Raw genomic sequence first — 11,839 nt, 5'->3', positions numbered from 1 at the left:
GGTGCCGGTGCCCACGGGTACCGGCGTGGATTCACTCAACGTTAAGGCAGCTTCATTATGGCAGTCGGAAAAGAGATTAAAGAGCAGATTGCGAGTGTGAAAAGCACGCAGAAAATTACTTCAGCAATGGAAAAAGTTGCTGTAAGTAAGATGCGTCGCGCTCAGCTGCGCATGGAGCACAGCCGTCCTTACGCGGATAAAATCCGCGCTGTGATCGGCCATCTGGCTAATGCGACATCTGAATATCGCCATCGTTATCTGCAAGACCGCGACGTCAAGCGTGTTGGCTACATCGTGGTGTCTTCCGACCGTGGCCTGTGTGGCGGTTTGAACAACAACCTGTTCAAACGTGTTGCACTGCAAGCCAAAGAGTGGAAAGAAAAAGGCGTGGAAGTTGACTTCTGTGCTGTGGGTGCCAAAGCGCGCCTGTTCTTCAGCTCTTTCGGCGGCAACCTGGTTGCATCCAAAACCCACCTGGGTGATGCGCCAGAACTGGCCAGCCTGATCGGATCGGTGAAAGTGATGCTGGATGCGTTCGATTCCGGAAAAATCGACCGTCTGTACATCATGCACAACCGCTTTGTGAACACCATGACCCAACAGCCTGTTGCGGAACAATTGTTGCCGCTGAAGGCAGAACAGGACGATTCTCTGAAAGGTCACTGGGACTACATTTACGAGCCGGATGCGAAGGAAATCCTCGAAGGTCTGCTCGTTCGTTACGTAGAGTCTCAGGTATATCAGGGTGTGGTCGAAAACAACGCCTGTGAGCAGGCCGCGCGTATGCTGGCAATGAAAAACGCCACCGATAACGCCGGCACCATGATCAAAGAGCTGAATTTGTTGTACAACAAGGCTCGTCAGGCTGCGATCACCCAGGAAATTTCCGAAATCGTTAGCGGTGCCGCGGCTGTATAAGCCGGGTAACGAAAGGTTTTTAAGTTAAGAGGAACCGAATATGAGCGGACGTATCGTACAGATCATCGGCGCCGTTATCGACGTGGAATTCCCACGCGACGTGGTGCCTAAGGTCTACGACGCCCTGAGCGTAGATGGTACTGCTACAACCCTCGAAGTTCAGCAGCAGCTGGGCGACGGCGTGGTACGTACCATTGCGATGGGCTCCACTGAAGGTCTGAAACGCGGCCTGAATGTGACTAACTCTGGCGCCCCTATTTCTGTACCAGTTGGTACTGAAACTCTGGGTCGTATCATGGACGTACTGGGTCGTCCAATCGACGAATGTGGCCCAATCGGTGAGAAAGAGCGTTATGCCATTCACCGTCCTGCGCCAACTTTCGACGAACAAGCAAGTTCCACTGCCCTGCTGGAAACCGGTATCAAGGTTATCGACCTGGTATGCCCGTTCGCCAAGGGTGGTAAAGTAGGTCTGTTCGGTGGTGCCGGTGTAGGTAAAACCGTAAACATGATGGAACTGATCAACAACATCGCGAAGGCACACTCCGGTTTGTCTGTATTCGCTGGTGTTGGTGAGCGTACCCGTGAAGGTAACGACTTCTACTACGAAATGGCTGAATCCGGCGTTGTTCGTCTGGACGACAAGGCTCAGTCCAAAGTAGCGATGGTTTACGGCCAGATGAACGAGCCACCAGGCAACCGTCTGCGTGTAGCTCTGACCGGTCTGACCATGGCCGAGAAGTTCCGTGACGAAGGTCGTGACGTACTGTTGTTCGTTGACAACATCTACCGTTACACCCTGGCGGGAACTGAAGTATCCGCACTGCTGGGCCGTATGCCTTCTGCAGTAGGTTACCAGCCGACTCTGGCTGAAGAAATGGGTGTTCTGCAGGAGCGTATTACCTCCACCAAGACTGGCTCCATTACTTCTATCCAGGCCGTTTACGTACCTGCGGACGACTTGACTGACCCGTCTCCAGCTACCACCTTCGCGCACTTGGACTCTACTGTAGTACTGTCCCGTGACATCGCGGCCAAAGGTATTTACCCAGCGATCGACCCACTGGATTCCACCTCTCGTCAGCTGGATCCACTGGTAATCGGTAACGAACACTACGACATCGCTCGTGGCGTTCAGGGTGTTCTGCAGCGCTACAAAGAGCTGAAAGACATCATCGCGATTCTGGGTATGGACGAACTGTCAGACGAAGACAAGCAGCTGGTTGCTCGTGCTCGTAAGATCGAACGTTTCCTGTCCCAGCCGTTCCACGTAGCCGAAGTGTTCACTGGCGCTCCAGGCAAGTACGTGTCCCTGAAAGAAACCATCCGTGGCTTCAAGGGCATTCTGGGCGGTGACTACGACGATCTGCCAGAACAGGCGTTCTACATGGTTGGTACTATCGACGAAGCCGTCGAAAAAGCCAAAAACATGTAATTCGGGCTGGCACGGGTAATAACCCGTGCCTCCTCAACTGAGGGATAGATTATGGCGATTACCGTCCATTGCGATATCGTCAGTGCCGAAGAAAATCTCTTCTCCGGTCTGGTTGAGCGCGTTGTAGCGTCTGGTGCAATCGGTGACCTGGGTGTTGAACCTGGCCATGCTGCACTGCTGACCCCGCTGAAGCCAGGTCCAGTCCGCATTGTTAAACAAGGCGGTTCTGAAGAGATCATTTACGTCTCTGGCGGCTATCTGGAAGTACAGCCCAATGCGGTTACTGTGCTGGCTGACACTGCAGTTCGTGCAAACGATCTGGATGAAGCAGCAGCTCTGGAAGCCAAGAAACACGCTGAACAGGCGATTCTGAATCAAGGTGCAGACTTTGATTACTCTCGCGCTCTGTCTCAGCTGGCTGAAGCCGCAGCCCAACTGCGTACCATTCAGCAAATTCGTGAGAAACTGGGCAAACACTAAGTTTGTTGCAGCAGATCGCCGAAAAAACCTGTCCTATGGACAGGTTTTTTTTTGCCTGGGGGAATGTAAATCTATGCAAGGAAATTCCAGTATGTTCATCAAAAATGCGCTGTTGCCGCTGGCTCTGGTGATTGCGGCACCGTTCAGTCATGCCGGTGACTGGTATGTGGGGGGGGATCTCGGCTTGCTGGGAGCGGGTAACAAAGAAGCAGAAGCCACGGCCTGGTACGATGGTCGTCGCGCTTATGACGATGAGGGTTTGACCGCCAGTTCTTTTGGTCTGAAGGTTGGTTACCAGTTCCGTCATAATGCTCGTGTGGAGCTGACCCGTTCGGTGATCAAGGCGGATTACGACCATTACAGCAGTGAAAACTACAACGGCTTTGATCTGGATGCCCATTGGCTGATCAAGCGCGGCCAATTCACCCCGTTCCTGGGGGCTGGTCTGGGTCTTTATAACAATGACAGCGTACAGGATGACGACGGCAGCGACCTGAGTGGTATTTCCCTGAACCTGCTGGCAGGCCTGCAATTTGAAGTGGCAGACCATCTGATGCTGGACGCTACCTGGAAGTACCGCGCGATTGCCTGGGAAACCATCCAGCGTTACAACTCCAACCTCGGTTATTACGATCTGGATCTGAATACCAGCGTTTCCATTATTGGTGCTGGTTTGCGTTATTACTTCTGATGCAGCAATACGGCAGCAAGCGGGTGCTTGCTGCCGGTTATCCCAGATAACGTGGGAACAGATCCCAGGCGGTGTTGACGATGCTGGCATGGCGCTCGGCCAGCCGTTGATGATCGGCATCGTAACCGCCACCAATCACGGTCAGTACCGGAATATGGCGCTTCAGACATTCCGTTAATACCAGTTCATCCCGCTGCTGGATGCCAAACAGGCTGATTTCCAGCAACCCCAGCACATCTCCACTCCAGACATCCACTCCGGCGTCATACAGCACCAGATCCGGTTGTTGCTCGTCGAGCAATTGCACCAGTGTGGTTTCGACGACATCCAGATAGGCCTGATCGGTCATGCCCGGATCAAGACCAACATCCAGATCACTGCGGCTTTTACGAAACGGAAAGTTTTTTTCGCAGTGGATGGAGCAGGTAAAGGCACGTGGCTCGTGCTCAAGAATGGCAGCGGTGCCGTCACCCTGATGCACGTCGAGATCAAATATCAGTACCTTTTTTACTTCACCACTGGCCAGCAGGCTGAGGGCAGTAAAGGCCAGATCATTCAGCAGGCAGAAACCTGATGCAAAATCGCGGTGTGCATGATGAGTACCGCCGGCGAGGTGGCTGGCCATGCCGTATTGCAGGGCCAGACGGGCAGTCAGCAGGGTGCCGTTAGGGGATGTGAGGGTTCGATCGACCAGGCCCTGACTCCAGGGTAAGCCCAGTCGACGCCATGCTCGCGCTTCTACCTGATTATGAATCAGTTCGTGCAGATAGACCGGATCGTGGGCAATTGCCAGGGTTTCCGGGCTGGCCGGTTGGGGCTGAAACAGGTTATTACCAATCCAGCCGTTACGTTCGGCAATACCGAACAGGCGTACGAATTTTGACATCACGAAGCGGTGCTGCTCGGGGAACGGGCAGGAATAGTTCGGATGGTATACCAGAGGCAAAGTCATGGCGGCTTACCGCAGATAGTGCTCGAATTCGGTGGCGGTCAGTGGATGGCTGAACAGATAGCCCTGATATAGATCGCACTGACGTGCTTGCAGATAGGCATGTTGTTCGGCGGTTTCCACTCCCTCGGCCACCAGTGTCAGCGACAGATTGTGGCCCAGCTGGATAATACTGTCGATGATGCCGGATGGCTGGTGTTGTGGCGGGCTCTGAATGGCAGCAACAAAGGCGCGGTCAATCTTGAGTTTGCGGATCGGCAGGTCGCGTAGATAACCCAATGATGAATAGCCAGTGCCAAAGTCATCCAGAGCAATGCTGACCCCCTGTTCGATCAGTTCTTGCAACTGATGGATGACCCCGGCGCGTTTGTCCATAAAAACACTTTCGGTAATTTCCACTTCCAGCTGATCTGGCCGAATCCTGTTTTCTTCCAGAATGGTAAGGACATGTCGGGCAAAGCCGGGATCATGTAACTGGTTCGGGCTGACGTTAACGGCCATACGACGGAAGCTGGCGGGCAGCAATCCCTGTTGCTGCCAGTGTTGTAACTGGCGACAGGCATTACGTAACACCCATTCCCCCAGCGGGGCAATCAGGTTGAGCTCTTCGGCTGCCGGGATAAAACGCTCTGGGCTGATCAACTCACCTTCACGGTTCCAGCGACACAGCACCTCCAGACCGCCAATGGCACCATCGGGATCAATCTGCGGCTGGAACATGAGGCTGAATTGCTGGTTTAACAGGGCATCATGCAGGTCGTTGAGAATTCGCAAGCGGGCGTGGGTTTCCTCCTGCATGGAGGCATCGTACAGGCGCCAGGTGTTACGTCCTGCGGTTTTGGCGAAGTACATGGCGGTATCAGCTTCGCGCAGGATGTCGGCCGCACTGTTGTCATAGCTGTTGTAAATCGAGGCGCCAATGCTGGCGGACAGATAAAACCGATGAACGCCCGTTACAAACGGATCGATCATCTCTTGCAGCAGGCGTTCGGCCATGCATTGGACGGCCGCTTGGGCCGCCTCGGCTTGCTGGAACACTTGCAGCGAAACCAGCACAAATTCGTCACCGCCCAGACGGGCCGGCAGCCAGTGACATTCGCGACTGAGCTGGCTCAGGCGGTTGGATGCTTCAACCAGCAGGGTATCGCCAACGGCATGCCCCAACGAGTCGTTAATCGCTTTGAAGTGATCCAGGTCGATAAACAGGATGGCGCCGAGCTGATCGCGTTCGGACTGCTCCAGTAATGTATGGATAGCCGCCATTGCGGTGCTGCGGTTGGCGAGTCCGGTGAGGCTGTCGTAACGGGCCTGATATTCCAGTTCCTGCTGCTGGCGGCGCAATTCGGTGATGTCGCGTAACAACCATAACACCTGGCCACTGGAGTGCCGTTTACCATCAACCGAGGTGATGCGGCTCATACGCGAATCGAGTACATAACCACTCTGGTTCAATTCGGATTGCACCACGCCATCGGTATTCAGTGCCTGTTGCCAGTTCTGTTTGAGTTGTTCCTGTTGTAAAGGATCACTAATCCAGCTCCAGAGTGGCAGCTGTCCGGGATAGGAGTTGCCACTCAACCACAGCAGGGTCTGCGGTTTACCAATTGAAGCACCGATACGGCCGGATTCGTCGATCAGTACCGCACTGTCGGGAAAAGCGCGGGCAAAGGCGGTGTCAACGGCGTGCTGCTGGCGAATCTGTTCTGAGGTCTTGAGCAAGTGTTGGCTCAGCTCCGAAAAGGTGGCGGCCAGCTCACAGAATTCCTGACTGCCATCCAGGCTGACCCGCTGACCTGCACCGTCGCGCCGCCAGCGCCGAGCAAATCCCTGCAGCTGGTTCAGCGGTGCCAGCACCTGCTGGCGAATGAGCTGGCTGAGACCAACTGCAAACAACAGCATCAACAGCAGAATCATGGCAAAGCGCAACGACACGTTGACCAGCATGGCCTTGCGTTCGTTCTGGATGTTGTATTCAACAACCAGCCAGGCGTCGTGGCTGTGGCGTTGACCTTCGATGGTGAAGGTCACCACCTGAGGCACCAGGATTGGCTGGCGACCATCAAACTCGCTGGCATCCGGCGTGGGTGGCAACTCGGTTGCCTTGCTGCCAATACGCTCACGACGGGTCGAAAGGCGAATAGTGCCATCCAGCTGCAGCTCGGCACTGAGGATGTAGGGGGTGGTGGCGATAAACGCGATGTTTTTGTCGGCCAGCCGCCACTCGCCGGATGCGAGGTTGTACTGCAACTGGCGGGACAGCTGGGTCATTTCGTTGTGCACGCGTGCTTCCCAGCTGTGGCGGAATTCGCTGGTGCTGGCCTGATACAGGAAATAGCCCATCAGCAGGCTGGTGATGCCCAATGCCAGCGCTGTCCATAACAGCAGTGCGGTGCGGACACGGTAGTGGCGGGTCATGAACGCGGCACCGGTAACAGCTCGGCTGTGGTTCGAATATTGGCATCAGGGCTGGATGCCAGCCCCTGGCGGTACATCAGGTCGGCGAGGGCAACGGCGCGGCCATGCAAGCGACCTGGAGGGGTATCAAGCCAGGAACGGTTTTCTTCCAGAGTGGGCAATATCAGCCCGTCATAGGCATTGAGCAGCTCCGGTCTGGTGAGGTGCAGACGACGGTTGAGGATATCGAGGACATTATTGTTCGCTTGCAAGATTTCCTCACGAGCCTGGAAGTAGGCGCCGATCAGGTATCGCAGGGCTTGCTGATGACGTTCCAGTGCATCGGTACGCACTACCAGAACATCGAGAATCTGGCCTGGCAGTTCCTTGCTGGAGAACAGGACGTGGGCACCCATACGCGCCAGCCGGCTTTTGTAGGGTTCAAAGGTAACTGCCGCATCCAGCTGGTTGTGTTCAAACGCTTGTAGCTGTTCGCGTGGTTCAAGACTGACCAACTGGATGTCGTCCATGGTCATACCCGCCGCTTGCAGGGTGGATTCCAGCATCAGTGCCCCTACAGCGCTGGTTTCAGCGGCAATGCGTTTGCCCTGCAGGTCTTTCAGCTGCTGGATCTCGGGTTTGGCCATGACCACATCAGCACCTTCGGACTGGTCGCAGACCAGCACTACAGTAAGGTCGATACCTTCGGCCGTTAACATCAGGGCTTCATCAAGGGTGAGGCCACCCCCTTCGAGACGGCCCTGACGCAGGGCGTCCATTACATCGACGGCACTGCCAAACTCGACCAGACGAATCTGCTCACTTTGAAACCACTGGTATTCACGGGCCAGATAAAAAGGTTCGTAACCTGGCCAGATATTGGTGCCGATTCGCAGCAGCGTGGGAGGCTCGGAGAGGCATCCGGACAGCAGGCTTACTACGTTGAAAATTAACAATAAACGCAGTAACACACTGACTGCTCCGGGTTTCTTTCGACATTTGGATTCTAACATTGCCCGGCAAATCCAACACTGATTCAGATGGGGGATGTCTGAAGCTGTCTGACGGATTCGACCAAGGGCGGGTGGTAGTGGTGAGCCAGTTGTGTTCAGCTATCTGAACATACGGACTCTGAATCCGCACAAGAGAGGCTCATGTGAAACAGAATAAAAAGAACAGTACGGGTGCCGGTGAAGCAGTGGTGGTGGCCAAGCCTGAAAACAAGGCGATTACCAGCTTTGAAAACTTCTTCTACCGCTTTATTGCCTGGTTTCCGATTCTGGTGTTACCAGCATTGGTATGGGAAATGATGGCGTCGGGAGATATGGTCAGCGGTGGTCTGATTGGTTTGATGCACGCGATTCTGGTGTTTCGTTTTGTGCAGGTGGTGAGCCCACAAAGCTGGTTTGGCAAGAAGGTGCGGTCGTCGCAGTAAACTTGCAACGACCGTTGTGGCAGGCTGACGCCTGCCTTAGTGCCATTGTCGTGCGATTACTGCGGACGTGCTTCCAGAGCGGCACGGGCGCGACCGGCTGCAGCGCGCACCTGGTCTGGTGCGGTGCCACCAATGTGGTTACGGGCAGCTACAGAACCTTCCAGCGTCAGTACTTCAAACACATCGTTTTCGATCTGGTCAGAGAACTGTTGCAGTTCGGCCAGTGTCATTTCACTCAGATCCTTGCTGGTCTGTACACCGTAAGCAACGGATTTGCCAACGATTTCGTGCGCATCACGGAAAGCAATGCCCTTACGAACCAGATAGTCGGCAAGGTCGGTCGCGGTGGAGAAACCACGTTTGGCGGCTTCACGCATATCGGCCTTGCGAGCCATCAGGTGTGGCACCATGTCAGCGAAAGCACGCAGACTGTCACGGATGGTGTCGACGGTGTCAAACAGCGGTTCCTTGTCTTCCTGGTTGTCCTTGTTGTACGCCAGTGGCTGGGACTTCATCAGGGTCAGCAGTGCCATCAGATGGCCATAGACACGGCCAGTCTTGCCACGTACCAGTTCCGGAACGTCCGGGTTTTTCTTCTGCGGCATGATGGAAGAACCGGTGCAGAAGCGGTCAGGGAGGTCAACAAAGCGGAACTGGGCCGAAGCCCATAGCACCAGCTCTTCAGAGAAGCGTGACAGGTGCATCATGATCAGGGATGCAACGCTGGTAAATTCGATGGCGAAGTCACGATCGGAAACCGAGTCGAGGCTGTTTTCGGTAGGGGCGTCAAAGCCCAGCAGCTCAGCGGTGTAGAAACGGTCGATCGGGTAAGTGGTACCGGCCAGTGCGGCAGCTCCCAGCGGCAGCTGGTTGATACGCTTGCGGCAGTCGACCAGACGGCTGTAGTCACGTTCCAGCATGGCATTCCAGGCCAGCAGGTGGTGACCAAAGGTCACTGGCTGGGCGGTTTGCAGGTGGGTGAACCCCGGCATGATGGTGTCGGCTTCTTTTTCAGCCAGTTCCACCAGACCCTGTTGCAGACGGGTCAGCTCGGCCGCAATCACATCACACTCGTCACGCAGGTACAGACGGATATCGGTGGCCACCTGGTCGTTACGGGAACGGCCGGTATGCAGTTTTTTACCAGTGATGCCGATTTTGCGGGTCAGGGCCGATTCGATGTTCATGTGAACGTCTTCCAGTGCAACGGACCACTGGAACTCACCCCGTTCAATCTCGATACGTACTTCTTCCAGACCACGGATGATGTCATCACGCTCCTGTGCGGTCAGAACTCCGACCTTGGCCAGCATGCGGGCGTGGGCGATAGAACCCTGGATGTCCTGACGGTACATACGCTGGTCGAAATCCACTGAGGCGGTGTAACGCGCAACAAAGGCGTCAGTTGGTTCGGAAAAACGTCCGCCCCAGGAGGCGTTGGTGGATTGATCGGTCATGAGATTGCTCCGGGATCAAAAAGTCTGGCAGAAAGAGCCGAATTCGGGTGGCGAATTATAACGGCATGGTCTTCTGCTGTCTTTGTGCAGGAATGCTAATCAGACACTTGCTGATCAGCAATTCACCACCTAGGATACACACTGTTACAATTACGGAAGCGCAGCAGCATGAATGTTCGCAAGCCGCAGGACGCGGGAGTCCCGGAAGGATTCTTCCTGCCGGATCTTTGTAACCCGCTCGCGGTAGTCTATTTGTTAATTGTGAGCGAGGGTCTTGTGGTCACGCTGACTCTTATGGAGTCGGGGCTTGCGCATTTTTCCTGGCAGCGCTTTGGTCTGGTGTCCCTGTTTGTACAGTGGGTGGCATTGGTATCGGTCGCACTTTTGTGCCGGTTACGGCGGCCATTATCTCAATGGCCACTGCTGCATTCGGTTGGTGCGGCGATGCTGCTGGTGCAGCTGGTGAACCTGGTGGTTGGAGTTTTGGCTGACTATTTTGCCGCGGGAGGTTTTTTTCTTCCCGACTGGTACTGGCTCGGGCGTAATGCGCTGGTCAGTGCGCTGATTACAGCCCTGGCGTTGCGTTATTTTTATGTACAGAGCCAGTGGCGTTTGCAGTCACAGGCGGAGTTGCGGTCACGGCTGTCGGCGTTACAAGCCAATATCCGTCCACATTTTTTCTTTAATACGCTGAATACGGTGGCGGCCCTGATTCCGATTGATCCGGACAAGGCCGAAACCATTCTGCTTGATCTCGCCCAGCTGTTTCGGGTGGTATTAAAAGCAGAGCATCAGCCAGCCAGTCTGGCCGCTGAGATTGAACTGGGACGTCGTTATCTGGGTATTGAACAGATTCGTCTCGGGGATCGTATGCAGGTGCATTGGCATTTGCCAGAGCAATTGCCGGATTTGCAGGTGCCAGCGCTGTTGTTACAGCCCTTGCTGGAAAATGCCGTTTATCACGGTATCCAGCCATTGCCACAAGGCGGTGATATACAGGTCAGTCTGGAGCGTCGTGGTCGCTATTGGATTTTGTCAGTCAGTAATGCCCGTCAGGCCGGTGCCGGCGGGAAAGGAAATGGAGTTGCCCAGGTCAACATTCGCGCTCGCCTGGGAGCATTATTTGGTGAGACAGCGCGTCTGGATGTAACCGAGCAGCCTGATCGTTATCAGGCCCAGCTCATGCTTCCGGATTCCACAGGAGGGGAACGCACATGAGTTACCGGTTGTTGCTGGTTGATGATGAACCGCTGGCGCGTGAGCGTCTGAAACGTATGCTGGACGAACACCAGGATTTTCGCCTGGCAGGAGAGCAGGGGGACGGTCAGTCTGCCCTCGATTGGCTCCAGCATCATGAAGCCGATGTGGTGCTGCTGGATATCCAGATGCCTGGCCTTGATGGTCTGGCGACGGCAGCCAGAATCCAGGAGCTGCCCAACCCACCACTGGTGATTTTCTGCACCGCTTACGACGAACATGCACTGGAGGCTTTCGGGGTAAACGCCATTGATTACCTGCTGAAGCCGGTACGTCGTGAAGATCTGGCGCGGGCTCTGGGGCGTGCTTCCCAGCGTCTGCCCGAGCTTGAGAATCTGGATGTGGTGACCGCCGCCGATGGCGCCGCTGCCCGTACCCATCTCAGTGCTCGTACCCACCAGGGGCTGGTGCTGATTCCGGTCGAGGAAGTGTTCTACTTTGTAGCCGACCAGAAATACGTCAACGTGGTCCACAGTCGTGGTGAAACCCTGATTGATGACTCCCTGCGCCAGCTGGAAGACGAGTTTGGTCCGCAGTTTGTGCGTGTGCACCGCAGTGCGCTGGTATCCCGTCAGCGTATTGTGCGTCTGGATGCCCAGAACGGTGGTGGCCACAAGGTGTTCCTGCGTGGTCTCGACGATGGCATCAGTGTCAGCCGTCGCCACCTGGCGGATGTCCGCAAGGTCATGAAAAGCCTGTAAGTCCTGCATTCCGGGCCATTGGCCCGGACGCAAATGCGCCGGTTGGATGGCGGATATAGCCATCCGGATCATTACCCCCATACCGCCCCCGCTGGTATGATGGCTGAACATTTGTCTGAATC

11 protein-coding genes are annotated in these 11,839 nt (G+C 55.2%); 7 read left to right on the top strand and 4 right to left on the bottom strand.

The window, feature by feature from the left end; translation table 11 throughout:
• The first annotated feature begins 57 nt into the window (after positions 1-57).
• The 4 genes from atpG to OUO13_RS08500 all read left to right on the top strand — a co-directional run bounded on the left by atpG (position 58) and on the right by OUO13_RS08500 (position 3,524).
• Positions 58-918: a F0F1 ATP synthase subunit gamma gene (gene atpG / locus OUO13_RS08515; protein WP_283173445.1), complete on the top strand. Its 861-nt coding sequence runs from the start codon at positions 58-60 to the stop codon at positions 916-918.
• Positions 919-958: 40 nt separating this feature from the next.
• Complete coding sequence (atpD, locus tag OUO13_RS08510) at positions 959-2,353, top strand: F0F1 ATP synthase subunit beta (RefSeq protein ID WP_283173444.1); 1,395 nt, start codon at positions 959-961, stop codon at positions 2,351-2,353.
• A 51-nt stretch (positions 2,354-2,404) separates the two neighbouring features.
• Positions 2,405-2,833, top strand: coding sequence for a F0F1 ATP synthase subunit epsilon (locus tag OUO13_RS08505; protein ID WP_283173443.1), 429 nt, complete (start codon positions 2,405-2,407; stop codon positions 2,831-2,833).
• A 91-nt stretch (positions 2,834-2,924) separates the two neighbouring features.
• On the top strand, positions 2,925-3,524 hold the full coding sequence (locus tag OUO13_RS08500; RefSeq protein ID WP_283173442.1) for an outer membrane protein: 600 nt from the start codon (positions 2,925-2,927) through the stop codon (positions 3,522-3,524).
• Positions 3,525-3,561: 37 nt separating this feature from the next.
• On the opposite strand, the gene OUO13_RS08495 is transcribed toward OUO13_RS08500, so the two are convergent.
• From OUO13_RS08495 to OUO13_RS08485, 3 genes are read right to left on the bottom strand one after another with little or no spacing between them, the layout of a single operon-like run.
• Positions 3,562-4,476 (bottom strand): histone deacetylase family protein, encoded by a 915-nt coding sequence (locus tag OUO13_RS08495; protein WP_283173441.1) that lies wholly within the window; start codon positions 4,474-4,476, stop codon positions 3,562-3,564.
• A 6-nt stretch (positions 4,477-4,482) separates the two neighbouring features.
• Positions 4,483-6,888 carry a putative bifunctional diguanylate cyclase/phosphodiesterase gene (locus OUO13_RS08490; protein ID WP_283173440.1) on the bottom strand — a complete coding sequence of 802 codons (2,406 nt, stop codon included), beginning with the start codon at positions 6,886-6,888 and terminating at the stop codon, positions 4,483-4,485.
• Complete coding sequence (locus OUO13_RS08485; RefSeq protein ID WP_283173439.1) at positions 6,885-7,838, bottom strand: ABC transporter substrate-binding protein; 954 nt, start codon at positions 7,836-7,838, stop codon at positions 6,885-6,887. The genes OUO13_RS08490 and OUO13_RS08485 overlap by 4 nt, the downstream gene beginning before the upstream one ends.
• Before the next feature lie 185 nt (positions 7,839-8,023).
• Between OUO13_RS08485 and OUO13_RS08480 the strand changes: the two genes are divergently transcribed.
• A complete protein-coding gene (locus OUO13_RS08480; RefSeq protein ID WP_283173438.1) occupies positions 8,024-8,302 on the top strand; it encodes a hypothetical protein in 279 nt (92 codons plus the stop codon).
• Positions 8,303-8,358: 56 nt separating this feature from the next.
• On the opposite strand, the gene argH is transcribed toward OUO13_RS08480, so the two are convergent.
• The gene (argH, locus tag OUO13_RS08475) at positions 8,359-9,759 is read right to left on the bottom strand and encodes an argininosuccinate lyase (RefSeq protein ID WP_283173437.1); all 1,401 of its coding nucleotides are present in this window, start codon (positions 9,757-9,759) and stop codon (positions 8,359-8,361) included.
• 168 nt (positions 9,760-9,927) lie between these two features.
• Between argH and OUO13_RS08470 the strand changes: the two genes are divergently transcribed.
• Both OUO13_RS08470 and OUO13_RS08465 read left to right on the top strand, forming a co-directional pair.
• Positions 9,928-10,977, top strand: coding sequence for a sensor histidine kinase (locus OUO13_RS08470; RefSeq protein ID WP_283173436.1), 1,050 nt, complete (start codon positions 9,928-9,930; stop codon positions 10,975-10,977).
• The gene (locus OUO13_RS08465) at positions 10,974-11,717 is read left to right on the top strand and encodes a LytR/AlgR family response regulator transcription factor (RefSeq protein WP_283173435.1); all 744 of its coding nucleotides are present in this window, start codon (positions 10,974-10,976) and stop codon (positions 11,715-11,717) included. The genes OUO13_RS08470 and OUO13_RS08465 overlap by 4 nt, the downstream gene beginning before the upstream one ends.
• Positions 11,718-11,839 lie beyond the last annotated feature (122 nt).

It is taken from the genome of Parathalassolituus penaei (genome assembly GCF_026626885.1).
GTDB lineage: Bacteria > Pseudomonadota > Gammaproteobacteria > Pseudomonadales > Oceanobacteraceae > Oceanobacter > Oceanobacter penaei.
Note: the sequence above shows the minus strand (reverse complement) of the source record. Positions and strands in the feature narration are given on the sequence as shown.